We start from the raw sequence: 14,571 nt of genomic DNA on the forward strand, positions 1-14,571 counted from the left end.
ACGCCGTGGGACGGGCGCTCGAGCTGCCCGCGGACCTGGTCGCCGACGGGGTCGACGAGTTCCTGGCGTTCATGCTGGCCCTGGGCAGCGGGCCGCCCGAGGGCTTCGAAGCGGTGGTGTGCCTGCGGACCGCCGACTTCGGGCGGGCCTGGACCGTGGTCCCCTCAGCGGGAACCTGGCGGACGCGGCCCGTCGCCGAAGACGGTGCGACGACCACGGTCGAGGGCACCGCCTCCGACCTGATGCTCCTTCTGCGGGGGCGCACCGGCACCTCCCGGGTGCGTGTCGACGGGGACGCCCTCGCGGCCCTCCTCTCCGCCGCCGGAACCGAGTAGGCCGAGCGGTCCGAGGGCGCCGCGCCCGGACGGAAACGCGGTGCTCCCCGCCCATCGTTCCTCCGTCCGCGCCGATGAGTGAGCGCGGCGCCCCGCGCTCACTCCTCCGCGGTGCCGGACCCGGGCTGGATGACGTGCCCCGCCGCCTCCAGGCCCGCCGTGGCCGCCGCCACGAACACCGCCACGCTCGCGTGCCTGCGGCGGGGCGGCCACACCACCGACGTGCGCCACGCCAGCGGGCTGCCCTCCAGCGGTGACCACACCAGTCCCTCGGGCAGGCCGCCCAGCGGATGCTCGTTGAGGTGCACGCCCCGCCCGGCCAGCACCAGCCCGTTGACGAAGTGCGGGTTGCGCGCGTGCCGGATCGCGCCCGGCCGGAACCCCTCCGACCTGCACGCCGACATGATCTGGTCGTAGAGCATCGGCGCCATCGCGCGCGGGAAGACCACCAGCGGCATCCCGTTGAGGTCGCGCAGCCGCACCGGCCCGCCCGCCGCCAGACGGTGCTCGGCGGGCAGCAGCACCCCCAGCCTGCGGCTGGCCACCGGGCCCGACTCCAGCCCGGTGGTGTCGGAGGGGTGGCGCACCATCCCCACGTCCAGTTCGCCCTCGCGCAGCGCGGCCAACTGCTCGTCCGTGGTCAGCTCGTGCAGGTCCACCAGGACGTCGGGCGCCAGGCGGGCCAGTTCGGCGGTCAGCGTGCGCAGCGTGACCGCCATGGTGTCCGGCGGAATCCCGGCGCGCAGTATCCCGCTCCGCCCGGGGCGGATGCGCCGCATGGCCTCGCGGGCGGACTCGGCGCTCTCCAGCACCGGCCGCGCGTGCTCCAGCAGCAGCGCCCCGGCCTCGGTCAGCCGCACCTGGTTGCGCCCCCGGTCGAACAGCCGCACCCCCAGCTCCCGCTCCAGGTCGCGGATGCGCTGGGACAGCGGGGGCTGGGCCATGTGCAGGCGGGCGGCGGCCCGGCCGAAGTGCAGTTCCTCGGCCAGCACCGTGAAGTAGCGCAGGTGGCGCAGTTCCATGCGGCGACCCTACCGGCCATATCACTGCGATATCGCGTGAGGTCGCAACTGGTGTTGGACGCCGGAGCCGACGGGCTGTTCTCATGGCGTTCACCGGAAGGACGAACCGGCTTCCTCCCCGCCCCCGGCGCGGCGGCCCCCTCGTCCCCGGCACCCCGGCGAACACGACGGTGTACGTCGACCACCCTTGCTTGTGAACATGTGAAAGGACTCCACGTGTCCGACGAACTCGTCCTGGCGCACCGCGAACCCCTCACCGAGGGCCACACGACCGTCATCACCCTCAACCGCCCCGCCAAGCTCAACGCCTGGACCTCCGCCATGCGGGCCCGCATCGTCGAGCTCCTCACCGAGGCCGGAGCCGACCCCGACTGCCGCGCCGTCGTCCTCACCGGCACCGGAGACGCCTTCTGCGCCGGTCAGGACCTCGCCGAGACCCGGGCCATCGACCCCGGGGACCACGCCGCCGCCGAGGCCTGGATCGACGAGTTCGACGTCCTCTACCGGGCCCTGCGCGGCGTCGACAAGCCCACCGTGGCCGCCGTCAACGGCGTCGCCGCCGGGTCGGGCTTCCAGCTCGCGCTCCTGGCCGACCTGCGCGTGGGCCACCCCGGCGTCCGCATGGGCCAGCCCGAGGTCCGCTCCGGCATCCCCAGCGTCACCGGCATCTGGGCCATGTGGGACATCCTCGGCAAGGCCCGCACCATCGAGTTCACCCTCACCGGCGACCTGGTCGACGGCACCGAGGCGCACCGCCTGGGCCTGCTCACCCGCCTCGTCCCCGAACGCGGGGACGTGCTCGCCGCGGCCCTCGACCTCGCCGCCTCCCTGGCCTCCCTGCCCCCCGGCGCCGTCGCGCTCACCAAGGCCCGCCTGCGCGAGATCGACGACGCCGCCCTCACCGACGCCGTCACCGCCGCCAAGGACGTCCACGCCCGGGCCTACGCCAGCGGCGAGCCCCAGCGCGAGATGGAGCGGTTCCTGGCCAAGCGCCGCTGAACCGCCGCTCCACCGCCAAACCACAGCAGGAACAGGGGAAACCACCCGATGACCACCACCGGAACCGAGGCCGCCGCCTTCGAGACCCCCGGCCCGGACGCACTCGCCGAGGGGGAGCGCCTCTACCGCCGACTGCGCTCCGAGCAGCGCTGGGAGGTGCCCGAGCGGTACAACATGGCCGTCGACGTCGCCGACCACCACCCCGGGGACCGGGTCGCCCTCGTCTTCGAGGACCACACCGGGCACCGCGACGAGGTCACCTGGGACCGCGTCCGCGACCGGGCGGCCCGCGTCGCCGCCCACCTGCACGCCCTGGGCGTGCGCGAGGGCGACCGCGTCGCGGTCCTGCTGCCCCAGCGCCCCGACACCCCCGCCACCTACCTGGGCGTGCTGCGCACCGGTGCCGTCCTGGTCACCATGTCCCTGCTGTGGGCCGACGACCCCATCGCCTACCGGCTCGCCGACTCCGGCAGCACCGTCCTGATCACCGAGGACGCCGCCCTGGAACGCGCCGCGGGAGCCGTCCGCGCCGCCCGCGCCTCCCACGGGCTCGACGCCGACGTCCGCGTCGTGAGCGTGGACGACCCGGCCGTGGCCGCCCGCGAGCCCCGCCACGAGGCCGCCGACACCGCCGCCGACGACCCCGCGCTCATCTTCTACACCTCGGGGACCACCGGCGCGGCCAAGGGCATCGTGCACGCCCACCGCACCCTGCTGGGCCACAACGAGTTCCGCTACTGCCACGACCTGCGCCCCGGCGACGTGTTCTACGGGGCGGGCGACTGGGCCTGGTCCATGGCCAAGCTCATGGGCCCGCTGCGAGCCGGGGCCACCCACCTGGTCCACCGCCCCCGCGCGGGCTTCGATCCCGAGGGGCTGCTCGCCGCGATGGCGCGCAACCGGGTCACCACCGCCCTGGTCAACCCCACCCTGCTGCGCAAGCTCCGCGCCGGGGTGCCCGACGCCGGACGCCGCCACCCCCAGTCCCTGCGCGTGGTGTGCTGCTCCAACGAGCCGCTGACCACCGACCTCATCACCTGGTTCCGGGAGCAGTTCGGCGTCACCCCGTTCGACTACTACGGGTCCACCGAGTCCTACCCCCTGCTCGGGAACATGCCCGGAATCCCGGTCAAGCCCGGCTCGGTGGGCCGCCCGCTGCCCGGCTGGGACGTCGTCCTGCTGGACGCACAGGACCGCGAGGTCCCCGACGGGGAACCCGGCGAGATCTGCCTGCGCGCCCGCAGCAACCCGCAGTTCCCGCTGGGCTACTGGAACCGGCCCGAGGCCTCCGCCGAGACCTTCGGCGGCACCTGGTACCGCACCAAGGACCAGGCCACCCGCGACGCCGACGGCTACTTCTGGTTCCTGGGCCGCACCGACGACGTCATCAAGACCTCCGGCTACCGGGTCGGACCCTACGAGGTCGAGGCGGCCCTGCGCGAGCACCCGGCCGTCGCCGACGCCGGGGTCGTGGGCCTGCCCGACCCGCTGCGCGGACAGGTCGTCAAGGCGTGGATCGAACTGGCCGACGGGTACGAGCCGAGCGAGGAGCTCGCCGACCGGATCCGCGCCTTCGCCCGCGAGCACCACTCCCTCTTCGCCTACCCGCGCCTGATCGCCTTCGAGGAGCGCCTGCCCCGCTCCGCCACCGGCAAGGTCCAACGCGCCGAGCTGCGCCGACGCGACACGGCCTGAGATCCGTGCGGTGGCGGCGGGGGCCGCCACCGCACCCGGCCGCGCCCGGCCACCCCGGCGGGCCGCCCCCTCTCTTGTCCCCCCTACCATCGAATCCGGGCCAGGCCCGGACCAGTGAGAAAGAGGAGTTCGGGTACGGTGCTCAACGACCCCAAAGCCCCCGCGACCCCGCCGGAGGACATCGGCCGCGTCCGCCGCCGCGTCACCGTCGCCACCGCCATCGGCAACTTCGTGGAGTGGTTCGACTCCGGCGCCTACGCCGTCATGTCGGCCACCATCGCGGTGCTGTTCTTCCCCAACTACGACCCCGCCGCCGCGCTGCTGGCGACCTGGGCGATCTTCGCCGCGGGGTTCATCGCCCGCCCCCTGGGCGCCCTGTTCTTCGGCCACTACGGCGACCGCATCGGCCGCAACCGCGCCCTGGCGCTGAGCGTGCTGTGCATGAGCGGGGCCACCCTCGCCATCGGCCTGCTGCCCACCTACGCCGCGATCGGCCTGGCCGCGCCCCTGCTGCTCCTGCTCATGCGCGCCGTCCAGGGCTTCTCCACCGGCGGCGAGTACACCGGCGCCTCCTCCTTCATCATGGAGTACGCCCCCGAGGGCCGCCGCGCCCGCTACGCCAGCGCCGTCCCCATCACCGTGGGCGTGGCCGCCGTCGTCGGCTCGGGCGTGGGCGTGCTGCTCACCGGCACCCTCAGCGAGGAGGCCCTGATGTCGTGGGGCTGGCGGGTGCCGTTCCTGATCGCCGGGCCGCTGGGCGCCATCGGCCTGTACCTGCGCTCCCGGCTCGACGACACCCCCGTCTTCCGCGAGATGGCCCGGGAGGACAACACCACCCGCAGCCCGCTGCGCGAGGCCTTCCGGGTCTCCGGCCGCCAGATGTTCACGCTCTTCGGCTACAGCATCACCAACGCCGTCGGCTACTACTTCATGAGCAGCTACATGATCAGCTACATGTCGGAGTCGCTGGACTACACCAAGACCCAGGCGCTCACCACCAGCGTGGTCGCGATGCTGGCGTACACGCTGATGTGCCCGCTCATGGCCAGGGCCAGCGACCGGTTCGGGCGCCGCCCCATGCTGATGACCGCCTGCGCCGGGTTCGTGCTGCTGACCTACCCCGCGTTCCAGCTCATGGGCACCGGGCTGGCCGGGGCGATGCTGGGCACCTCGGCGCTGGCCGCGCTCGTGGCGGTGATCGGCACCTCCAACGTGCCGATGATGGTGGAGATGTTCCCGGCCCACCTGCGCGCCAGCGGGTCGGCGGTCGGCTACACCACCGCCTACGTGCTCTTCGGAGGCACGGCGCCGTTCGTGGCCACCTGGCTGGTCGCCACCTCCGGCAGCGCCCTGACCCCGGCGTTCTACCTCGTCGGCGTCGCCGCGCTCAGCCTCCTGGTGGTGCTCACCCTGGTCCGCGAGACCCGGGACCTGTCCCTGCACCGCACCACGCTGGACTGATCCGCCCCGGGGACGCCTCCGAAGCCACACGGGCGTCCCCGGGGAGCAAATTCCCGGCCGCGGCGCGGACCGGCTGGTAGTTTCGCCGCATGCGCGAACGGCTGACGAACCTGGAACCACGCCTGCACGACGCGCTGGCGGCGTGGGGCGTCCACGCGACCTCGATCGACCACGTCCCCCTGGGTTTCGGCGACCACCACTGGAGCGTCACCGACACCGCGGGCCGCCGCTGGTTCACCACCGTGGCCGACCTCGCCCGCAAGTCCTTCCTCGGCCCGGACCCGGCCGCCGTGCGGCGGCGCCTCACCCGGGCCATGGACACCGCCGCCCGGCTGCACGACGACGAGGGGCTCGGCTTCGTCGTCGCGCCCCTGCGCACCCCGGGCGGGGACACCGTCGTCCCGGTCGGCGACGGGTACGCGCTCAGCGTCTTCCCCCGCGTGGAGGGCGAGTCCGGAGACTTCGGCCGGGAGCTGTCCGCCGACCGGCGGGCCCGGCTCCTGGACACCCTCGCCCAGCTGCACCGCAGCGCACCGGGCGACGCGCCCGCCGTGGAGACCCGCCTCCCCGGCCAGGACCGGCTCGCCGCGCTGCTGGACCGCCCCGCCGCCGTCGGCGACGCGGGGCCCCACGCCGGGCCCACCGCCGACCTGCTCGCCGAGCACGCCCCGGCGCTGCGCGAGCGCCTGGCCGAGTCCGACCGCGGCGCGGCCGCCCTGGAGGACGCGGCGGCGGTCCTCACCCACGGCGAACCCCACCCCGGCAACCTGCTGTGGCGCGGCGACCGCCCGCTGCTGGTCGACTGGGACACCGTCGGCCTGGCCGCCCCCGAGCGCGACCTGTGGCTGGTCACCGACGACCCCGCCGAACTGGAACGCTACGCCGAGGTCAGCGGGCACGAGCCCGACCGCGCACTGCTGGACCTGTACCGGCTGCGCTGGGACCTGCGCGACGTCGTCGAGTTCGTCGACTGGTTCCGCGCGCCCCACGAGGGAGGCCCCGACACCTCCCAGGCCTGGCGGGACCTGGTCCGCATCGTCGAACGCCTCGGCGCCGGGGAGCGGTCCGGCGCCCGCTGACGCCGCCCGGATCCGGCGGCCCGGCGGGTCGCGGCCCGCCCGCGCTGTTCGCGGTCGGTAACATCTCCCTGACTCTTGGCGACCGGAAAAGACCTGTTGTCGGTGCGGCCGGGCCGGAACCGGCCGACCGGGCACGCCACGGACCCGACCAGCTGTTGGAGCGACATGAACCTGCCCCTGAGCACCCGCGACCTGCCGCTGCGCGTCATCACGGGGGCGTTCGTCCTCAACTCCGGGCTGGAGAAGCGCGGCGCCGACGAGGAGGCCGCGCAGGGCCTGCACGGCATGGCGGCGGGGACCTACCCCTTCCTCAAGGACGTGGACCCCGTCACCTTCGCCCGGCTGCTGTCGGCCGGTGAGATCGCCCTGGGCGCCGCCCTGCTGATCCCCGTCGTCCCGAGCCGTGTCGCGGGCGCGGGCCTGACCGCGTTCGCCGCCGGGCTGCTCGGCCTGTACCTGCGCACCCCGGGCATGCGGCGCCCCCAGAGCCTGCGCCCGACCGAACAGGGGCTGCCCCTGTCCAAGGACGCGTGGCTGCTGGGGGCGGGGCTCAGCCTCCTGCTGGGCGGCGACACCGGTAGGGACCACTCCCGCGGCCCGCGGCGGTGCCGCCGCTGACGGTCGTGCCGACGCCGCTCGCGGTGTTCACCGGTCGGTCTCGACGGCGGGCACGAACACCCGCAGGGCCGCGTGCCGCTTGGTGAAGACCACCGTGCGCGAGCCCTCCACGACCTCGCCGTCCACGGCGAGCAGCCTGGGCTCGCCCGGGATGGTCAGCGTCAGCCCCGTGGTCAGCCGCTCGGAGTACCCCTCGCCGTGCGCGAACTTGCCCAGCAGCACGTCCGCGACGGCGCGCAGCCTCGGGAAGGGCGCCCGCGCGGTGAGCACCCGCACGTCCAGCCGCCCGTCGTCCAGCTGCTCGCGCAGCGCGGGCACCCGGCCGTGCGTGCGGTACTGGCAGTTGCCCACGAACGCCCACCACACCTTGGCGGGCTCGCCGTCCACGACCGCGGAGATCGGGCTCACCTCCCGCAGGTCCTGCCACAGGGCCAGCGCGAACGCGGGCCACTTGCCGATCCGCTCGGCCCACTTGTCGCGCCGGTCCACCATGCGCGGGTAGGAGCCGAAGGAGGACGTGTTGAGGAAGATCCGGCCGTCCACCTCGCCCACGTCCACCCGGGCCAGCCGCCCGTCGTCGAAGGCCCGCAGCGCGATGTCCACCGAGGACAGCCCCAGGGTGCGGGCGAAGTTGTTGAGGGTGCCGTCCGGCAGCACCAGCAGCGGGCGGTCGTGGTCGAGCGCCGCCTGCGCCCCGGCGTTGACGGTGCCGTCGCCGCCCGCCACCGCCAGCACCTCGCTGGTGCGCGCGGCCTGGTCCATGACCCCGACCACGTCGTCGTCGGCCGACAGCGGGATGATCCGCGCCTTGGGCAGCGCCCGCGCCACCCTGCTCGTGACGTCGGCCGCGGTCAGCCCGGGCACCGTGCCCGAGGCCGAGCGCGGGTTGACCACCACCGTCACCCCGCCGCCCTCGCGGTCCACGTCGGTCTCCCCGTCGGCGACGGTGCGCGCGCCGAAGACCAGTTCGGGCCGGGGCGGCACCACCGTTCCGGCGAGCAGGGCCGCGCCGCACCCGATGGCCACTCCGGCGAGCACGTCGCCGGGGTAGTGGACGCCGCTGTGCACGCGGGAGAACGCCACCCCGCCCGCCAGGAGGGCGACCAGCCCGGCCAGCGGCTTGGGCGCGTCGGTCATGACCCCGGCCGCGTAGGCCGCGGCCGCGGCGGTGTGCCCGGAGGGGAAGGAGGTGCTCGGGTAGGAGCGGTAGGGGCTGCGCGCGGCCGGGACGGCCGAGTTGTCCGGGCGGGTGCGCCCCGAGATCTGCTTGATCCCCGCCGAGACCAGGTTGGCGGTGCCCGCGGCCAGGATGGCGCGCAGGGCGGTGCGCCGCAGCCTGGGGCCGCCGGTGGCGGCGAGGGTGGCCGACATGAGGAACCACGGCGCCATGTTGTCCGTCGCCTGCACGAACTTGGGGGTGTAGGCGTCCAGGGACGCGGGTCCCAACCCCGTCACGTGGTCGTAGACCTTCTTGTCAGCCCGTTGGAGTCGACTCATAAGGCTCATTGCCCCAGATTGGGCAAAGCGCCGTCAGATGTCCATAAGGGCGCGCCCGCAGGAGAGCCTTCAGTGTGTTGATGACATCACACACGATGTTGGTTTCGGTGGGACGCGGTCGCCGGAAGCGCGATCCGCGCGGTGCCGTACGGCGCGACCGTCCCCGCCCCGGCTCCTTCGCTTTCGAGACCTTTTCGTGATGATGCGGACCAATCCGCCTGGTTCCCGGTACCGAATCACTTCCGCCACACAGACCCCGGAAGTGAAGAGGACGCATTGGGTACAGGGCAGCACACCCTCCACCGGCGCAGGGTCGCGGTCATCGGCTCCGGCGTCTCCGGACTGACGGCGGCGCACGTCCTGCACCGGGACGACGACGTCACCCTGTTCGAGGCCGACGACCGCCTGGGCGGGCACGCCCACACCCACCGGATCGACGGCGGACCGGGCGGCGAGATGCGGGTCGACAGCGGCTTCATCGTGCACAACAGGCGCACCTACCCCCACCTGCTGCGCCTGTTCGACGAACTCGGCGTGTCCACCCAGCCCACCGAGATGAGCATGTCGGTCAGCTGCCGGGGCTGCGGCCTGGAGTACGCGGGCGCGCGCGGCGTGCGGGCCATGCTCCCCAACCGGTCCCGGCGCAGCCCCGCCTACCTGCGCATGCTCACCGAGATCCCCCGCTTCCACCGGGCCGCCCGGCGCCTGCTCGCCGCGACCCCGCCCCCCGGCGCGGCCGAGCCCACCCTCGGCGCCTTCGTCCGCCACCACCGGTTCACGCCCTACACGGTCGCGCACTTCCTGCTCCCGCTGGTGTCGGCGGTGTGGTCCTGCCCGCCCGGCACCGCCACCGACTACCCCGCCCGCTACCTGTTCTCCTTCCTGGCCAACCACGGCATGCTCAGCGTGTGGGGCTCGCCCCGCTGGCGCACCGTCACCGGCGGCTCGCACTCCTACGTCGAGCGCGTCGCCAAGAACCTGCACGCGGTGCGCACCGCAACCCCGGTCACCTCGCTGGCCCGTACGGCACAGGGGGTGCGCCTGCGCGCCGGGGGAGAGGCCCTGGACTTCGACGCCGCGGTCGTGGCCACCCACGCCGACCAGGCCCTCGCCCTGCTCGCCGACCCCACCGACGCCGAGCGCGAGGTCCTCGGCGCCTTCGGCTACTCGCGCAACCGCACCCTGCTGCACACCGACGCCTCCGTCCTGCCCGCCGACCGCGACGTCTGGGCCAGCTGGAACCACCGCCTGGCCTCCTGCGAGCCCGACACCGGGCCCGTGCGCGTGAGCTACCACATGAACCGCCTCCAGCGCCTGGACGCCGACGAGCAGTACGTGGTCACCCTCAACGGAGCCGACGAGGTCGACCCCGACCGGGTCGTGGCCGCCATGGACTACGCGCACCCCGTCTACACCCCCGCCTCCCTGGCCGCGCAGCGGCGGCTGCCCGAACTCAGCGACCGGGTCGTCGCCTTCGCCGGGGCCCACCACGGGTGGGGCTTCCACGAGGACGGGTGCCGCTCGGGCGTCCGGGCCGCCGCGAGCCTGGGGGTGCACTGGTGACGCCCTCCCCGGCGCCCGCGCTGTACGAGGCCACCGTCCGCCACGTCCGCTCCGAACCCGTCCGCAACGCCTTCGCCTACGGCACCTACTACTGGCTGGTGGACCTGGACGACCCGCCGCGCCCGCGCTGGCCGCTGAGCGTCCTGGCCGGGTTCCGCGCGAAGGACCACGCCGTGGACGGCGACCGCGCACCGGTCGTCACCCGCGCCTCCGCTGAAGCCGGTGCCCCGACCGTCACCTGCGTCCCAGCCGGCACCGGCACCGGCACCGGTGCCGCGCGCCGCGACCGCGCCGGCGCCTGGGCGCGGGAGCTGCGCGCCGACATCGACGCCCTCCTCGCCGAGCACGGCGTGGACCTCGACGGCGGCCGGGTGCTCATGCTCGCCCACGCCCGCGTCCTGGGCCACGTGTTCAACCCCCTGACCGTCTACTGGTGCCACCACCGCGACGGCCGCCTCAGCCGCGTCGTCGCCGAGGTCCACAACACCTACGGCCAACGCCACCGCTACGTCCTGGACGTGGACGGCCGCGGCCGGGCCGAGGCGGACAAGGCCATGTACGTCTCCCCGTTCAACGCGGTGGACGGCCGCTACCGCCTCAGCCTCCCCGAGCCCGGTGAACGCCTCGCGCTCACCGTCGCCCTGCACCGCGACGGGCGCCCGCCCCTCACCGCCTCGGTGCACGGCGTCCGACGCCCCGCCACCACCGCGTCCCTGCTGATCAGGGCGCTGCGCCACCCCCTCGCGCCGCTGGTCGGCGCGCTGCGCATCCGGCGCCAGGGCATCGGCCTCTACCTGCGCGGACTGCCCGTCCAGCCGCGCGGGCGCACCCACACACCAGCGACCGAACGGAAGACCGGAACACGGCCATGACCACGACCAGCCCCCACACCCACCCGCCCCTGGACGCACGCCGCTGGCCCGACGTGGCCCGGGTGCCCGGCGGACGCCTGCGCGCGGCCGTCGCCCGCGCCATCGTCCGCCACGCCACCGCGCGCTCGGGCGTGCGCGTGCGCACCGGCTCCGCCGCGCCCGCCGCCGACGACGGCGCGCCCGTCCTGGAGCTGCGCGACCCCGACGCCTTCCACCGCCGTCTGGCCGCGGGCGGCCTCATCGGCTTCGGCGAGTCCTACATGGCCGGGGAGTGGGACTCGCCCGACCTGGTCGCACTGCTCACCCGCCTGGCCGCTGACTACGACAACCTCGTGCCGCGCCCCCTCCAGCCCCTGCGCCACGTCACCCTGCCCCGCAGACCCGCCTCGGACCGCAACACCCGCGCCGGGTCCAGACGCCACATCAGCCACCACTACGACCTGTCCAACGACCTCTTCGGCCTCTTCCTCGACCGGACGATGACCTACTCCTCCGCGCTGTTCGAGGACGGCGAGGCCCGCGACCGCGACACCCTGCCCCGCGCCCAGGAGCGCAAGACCGACCGCCTCCTGGACGCCGTGGGCGTGGCCGAGGGCGTCGAGCTGCTGGAGATCGGCACCGGCTGGGGCGAGCTGGCCGTGCGCGCCGCCCGCCGCGGCGCCCGCGTCACCACCGTCACCCTCTCCGCCGAACAGCGCGACCTGGCCGTCGAACGCGTCGCCGCAGCCGGGCTCTCCGACCTGGTCGACATCCGCCTGTGCGACTACCGCGACGTCACCGGAACCTACGACGCCGTGGTCAGCGTGGAGATGATCGAGGCCGTCGGCGAGCGCTACTGGCCCGTCTACTTCGCCGCCCTGGACCGGCTCGTGCGCCCCGGCGGACGCGTGGGCCTCCAGAGCATCACCATGGAGCACGCCCTGATGCGCGCCTCGCGCGGCTCCTACACCTGGATGCACAAGTACGTCTTCCCCGGCGGACTCATCCCCTCGGTCACCGCCGTCGAGGAGCGACTGCGGGCGGGCACCTCCCTGCGCATCACCGACCGGCTCTCCTTCGGCCGCGACTACGCCGACACCCTGCGCGTGTGGCGCGAGAACTTCACCGACGCCGCCGAACAGGTGGAGGCCCTCGGCTTCGACGCCACCTTCCGCCGCATGTGGTCCTTCTACCTCGCCTACTGCGAGGCCGGTTTCCTGTCCGGAATCATCGACGTCGAGCAGATCACCATGGAGAAGGCCCGATGAGCACCACCGCGACCCCCGCCCCGCCCCGCGGAGCCGCCCACTTCCTCGCGCCCCTGGCCGCCGGGCTGTTCAACGGCGTGCTCCCCGTCCGGCTGCGCGCCTGGGACGGCAGCGAGGCCGGTCCCGCCGACGCCCCGCTGGCCCTGCTGCGCGACCGCGACGCCCTGCGCCACATCCTGGCCCGCCCCGGCGAGCTGGGCCTGGCCCGCGCCTACGTCACCGGATCGCTGGACGTGGAGGGCGACCTCACCGACGCCCTGAGCCGGGTGTGGGCGAGCGTGCGCGAGAACGGCACCTCGCTGCCCGGCCCCGCCGAGTGGGCCCGCGCGGCCCGCACCCTCCTGGCCCTGGGCGTGGTGGGCTCCCCGCCGCCCGTCCCTCCGGCCGAGGCGCGCCTGCGCGGACGCCCGCACTCCAGCGAGCGCGACGCCGCGGCCGTCTCCCACCACTACGACGCCGGGAACGACCTCTACGAGCTGCTCCTGGACGAGTCCATGGCCTACTCGTGCGCCTACTGGACCAGCGACGACCCCGGCTACACCCTCGCCGACGCCCAGCGCGACAAGCTCGACCTCGTCTGCCGCGGACTGCGCCTGGGCGAGGGCGACCGCCTGCTCGACGTGGGGTGCGGCTGGGGATCGCTCACCCTGCACGCCGCCCGCCACCACGGAGCGCGCGTCACCGCCGTCACCCTCTCCGCGCGCCAGCGCGACCACGTCGCGGCCCGCGTCCGCGAGGAGGGCCTGTCCGACCTGGTCGAGGTGCGCCTCCAGCACTACCGCGACGTCACCGACGACGGCTTCGACGCCGTGGCCGCCATCGAGATGGGCGAGCACGTGGGCCGGGACGAGTACGCGCCCTTCGCCCGCCGCCTGCACGACCGGCTGCGCCCCGGCGGGCGCCTGCTGGTCCAGCAGATGTCGCGGCGCGGCGCCCAACCCGGCGGCGGCCCGTTCATCGAGCGCTACATCGCCCCCGACATGCACATGCGCCCCCTGGGTGAGACGGTCGGGCTGCTGGAGGGGGCCGGACTGGAGGTGCGCGGCGTGCGGGCCATGCGCGAGCACTACGTGCGCACCGCCCGCGCCTGGCTGGAGGTGCTGGAGCGCCGCTTCGACGAGCTGGTGGCCCTGGCCGGACCCGAGACCGCCCGCGTGTGGCGGCTCTACCTGGCCGGGGGCGCGCTCGCCTTCGAGGAGGGGCGCATGGGAGTGGACCAGATCCTGGCCGTGCGCCCGGACCGCGCCGGGAGCCGCTGATGGACGTCTCCGCGCTCCCCCTCACCCTGGGGCTGTCCGCCCCGGCCGTGCTGGCGCTCATGCTCGCGACCTTCGCCCTCGCGCTGCGCCTGGGCAGGCACAGCGTGGTGGACGCGGCCTGGGGGCTCGGGTTCACCGCCGTGGCGGCGGTCGGCGTCCTGACCGCCTCGGGCGACCCCGCCCGCTCCTGGCTGCTGGCCGGGCTCACCGCCGTGTGGGGGCTGCGCCTGGCCGCGCACATCGGGCTGCGCTCCCGGGGCAAGGGCGAGGACCCCCGCTACGAGCGCCTGCTGTCCGGGGCGCCCGGGAACCGCGACGCCTACGCCCTGCGCGTGGTCTACCTGCTCCAGGGGTTCCTGGTGTGGATCGTCGCCATGCCGGTCCAGGTGGCGGTGCACACCGACGCGCCCCTCCTCGGCTCCCCGCAGGTGTGGCTTGCCGTCGCCGGTGCGGCCGTGTGGCTGCTGGGGTTCGTGTTCGAGACGGTGGGCGACGCCCAGTTGGCCCGGTTCAAGCGCGACCCCGCCAACAGCGGGCGGATCATGGACCGCGGCCTGTGGGCGTGGACCCGCCACCCCAACTACTTCGGCGACGCCTGCGTGTGGTGGGGGCTGTTCCTGGTCGCGCTGTCGGGGTCGTGGTGGGTGCTGCTCACCCTGCCCGCGCCCGTGGTGATGACCTACCTGCTGACCCGGGGGTCGGGGCAGCGGCTGCTGGACGAGCACATGTCCGGTCGGCCCGGCTGGGCGGAGTACGCCCGGCGCACCAGCGCGTTCGTGCCGATGCCGCCCGGCAGGGGCTGAGGATCCCGGGCACGGGTTCCCGTCCTCCCGTCCCGGGGCCTCCCCTTCCGTGAGGGCCACGGGACGGGCCGCACACGGGCACGGCGCTCCGGCGGCCCGCCGCTTCCACCGCGCCTTCCCG

At 74.6% G+C, this 14,571-nt stretch carries 13 protein-coding genes; 11 read left to right on the forward strand and 2 right to left on the reverse strand.

The genetic code is table 11. From position 1 onward, the window contains the following. The first annotated feature begins 5 nt into the window (after positions 1 to 5). Complete coding sequence (locus UIS43_RS00160) at positions 6 to 335, forward strand: hypothetical protein (RefSeq protein ID WP_013152288.1); 330 nt, start codon at positions 6 to 8, stop codon at positions 333 to 335. A 98-nt stretch (positions 336 to 433) separates the two neighbouring features. On the opposite strand, the gene UIS43_RS00165 is transcribed toward UIS43_RS00160, so the two are convergent. Beyond that, complete coding sequence (locus UIS43_RS00165) at positions 434 to 1,357, reverse strand: LysR substrate-binding domain-containing protein (protein ID WP_071621751.1); 924 nt, start codon at positions 1,355 to 1,357, stop codon at positions 434 to 436. Between the two features lie 216 nt (positions 1,358 to 1,573). Here UIS43_RS00165 and UIS43_RS00170 point away from each other — a divergent pair, with 216 nt between their 5' ends. The 5 genes from UIS43_RS00170 (at position 1,574) to UIS43_RS00190 (ending at position 7,209) form a co-directional block, all read left to right on the forward strand. Continuing rightward, on the forward strand, positions 1,574 to 2,356 hold the full coding sequence (locus tag UIS43_RS00170; protein WP_013152290.1) for an enoyl-CoA hydratase/isomerase family protein: 783 nt from the start codon (positions 1,574 to 1,576) through the stop codon (positions 2,354 to 2,356). A gap of 48 nt (positions 2,357 to 2,404) precedes the next feature. Next, the gene (locus UIS43_RS00175) at positions 2,405 to 4,051 is read left to right on the forward strand and encodes an acyl-CoA synthetase (RefSeq protein ID WP_013152291.1); all 1,647 of its coding nucleotides are present in this window, start codon (positions 2,405 to 2,407) and stop codon (positions 4,049 to 4,051) included. A 138-nt stretch (positions 4,052 to 4,189) separates the two neighbouring features. Further along, positions 4,190 to 5,512, forward strand: a complete 1,323-nt coding sequence (locus UIS43_RS00180) for an MFS transporter (RefSeq protein ID WP_013152292.1) — start codon at positions 4,190 to 4,192, stop codon at positions 5,510 to 5,512. Positions 5,513 to 5,601: 89 nt separating this feature from the next. Continuing rightward, the gene (locus tag UIS43_RS00185; RefSeq protein WP_370012131.1) at positions 5,602 to 6,591 is read left to right on the forward strand and encodes a phosphotransferase; all 990 of its coding nucleotides are present in this window, start codon (positions 5,602 to 5,604) and stop codon (positions 6,589 to 6,591) included. Between the two features lie 165 nt (positions 6,592 to 6,756). Continuing rightward, entirely contained in the window at positions 6,757 to 7,209 is a 453-nt protein-coding gene (locus UIS43_RS00190; RefSeq protein ID WP_013152294.1) for a hypothetical protein, read from the forward strand. 27 nt (positions 7,210 to 7,236) lie between these two features. On the opposite strand, the gene UIS43_RS00195 is transcribed toward UIS43_RS00190, so the two are convergent. Next, the gene (locus UIS43_RS00195) at positions 7,237 to 8,706 is read right to left on the reverse strand and encodes a bifunctional phosphatase PAP2/diacylglycerol kinase family protein (protein ID WP_013152295.1); all 1,470 of its coding nucleotides are present in this window, start codon (positions 8,704 to 8,706) and stop codon (positions 7,237 to 7,239) included. A gap of 276 nt (positions 8,707 to 8,982) precedes the next feature. Between UIS43_RS00195 and UIS43_RS00200 the strand changes: the two genes are divergently transcribed. The 5 genes from UIS43_RS00200 to UIS43_RS00220 are packed head-to-tail and all read left to right on the forward strand — an operon-like array spanning position 8,983 to position 14,450. Then, entirely contained in the window at positions 8,983 to 10,269 is a 1,287-nt protein-coding gene (locus tag UIS43_RS00200) for an NAD(P)/FAD-dependent oxidoreductase (protein WP_013152296.1), read from the forward strand. Continuing rightward, complete coding sequence (locus tag UIS43_RS00205; protein WP_013152297.1) at positions 10,266 to 11,141, forward strand: DUF1365 domain-containing protein; 876 nt, start codon at positions 10,266 to 10,268, stop codon at positions 11,139 to 11,141. The genes UIS43_RS00200 and UIS43_RS00205 overlap by 4 nt, the downstream gene beginning before the upstream one ends. Continuing rightward, complete coding sequence (locus UIS43_RS00210; RefSeq protein WP_013152298.1) at positions 11,138 to 12,388, forward strand: cyclopropane-fatty-acyl-phospholipid synthase family protein; 1,251 nt, start codon at positions 11,138 to 11,140, stop codon at positions 12,386 to 12,388. The genes UIS43_RS00205 and UIS43_RS00210 overlap by 4 nt, the downstream gene beginning before the upstream one ends. Continuing rightward, a complete protein-coding gene (locus tag UIS43_RS00215; protein ID WP_370012132.1) occupies positions 12,385 to 13,647 on the forward strand; it encodes a class I SAM-dependent methyltransferase in 1,263 nt (420 codons plus the stop codon). The genes UIS43_RS00210 and UIS43_RS00215 overlap by 4 nt, the downstream gene beginning before the upstream one ends. Beyond that, positions 13,647 to 14,450, forward strand: coding sequence for a DUF1295 domain-containing protein (locus UIS43_RS00220; RefSeq protein ID WP_071621755.1), 804 nt, complete (start codon positions 13,647 to 13,649; stop codon positions 14,448 to 14,450). Before UIS43_RS00215 ends, UIS43_RS00220 begins: the two co-directional genes overlap by 1 nt. Positions 14,451 to 14,571: the final 121 nt, after the last annotated feature.

It is taken from the genome of Nocardiopsis sp. LDBS0036, from assembly GCF_041228755.1.
Taxonomy (GTDB): Bacteria; Actinomycetota; Actinomycetes; order Streptosporangiales; family Streptosporangiaceae; genus Nocardiopsis; species Nocardiopsis dassonvillei.

Bases quoted from the DNA above. Each gene is read 5' to 3' on its own strand.
- UIS43_RS00210 (WP_013152298.1), top strand. From the start codon at position 11,138: ATGACCACGACCAGCCCCCACACCCACCCGCCCCTGGACGCACGCCGC.
- UIS43_RS00185 (WP_370012131.1), top strand. From the start codon at position 5,602: ATGCGCGAACGGCTGACGAACCTGGAACCACGCCTGCACGACGCGCTG.
- UIS43_RS00165 (WP_071621751.1), bottom strand. From the start codon at position 1,357: ATGGAACTGCGCCACCTGCGCTACTTCACGGTGCTGGCCGAGGAACTG.
- UIS43_RS00215 (WP_370012132.1), top strand. From the start codon at position 12,385: ATGAGCACCACCGCGACCCCCGCCCCGCCCCGCGGAGCCGCCCACTTC.
- UIS43_RS00220 (WP_071621755.1), top strand. From the start codon at position 13,647: ATGGACGTCTCCGCGCTCCCCCTCACCCTGGGGCTGTCCGCCCCGGCC.
- UIS43_RS00175 (WP_013152291.1), top strand. From the start codon at position 2,405: ATGACCACCACCGGAACCGAGGCCGCCGCCTTCGAGACCCCCGGCCCG.
- UIS43_RS00195 (WP_013152295.1), bottom strand. From the start codon at position 8,706: ATGAGTCGACTCCAACGGGCTGACAAGAAGGTCTACGACCACGTGACG.
- UIS43_RS00190 (WP_013152294.1), top strand. From the start codon at position 6,757: ATGAACCTGCCCCTGAGCACCCGCGACCTGCCGCTGCGCGTCATCACG.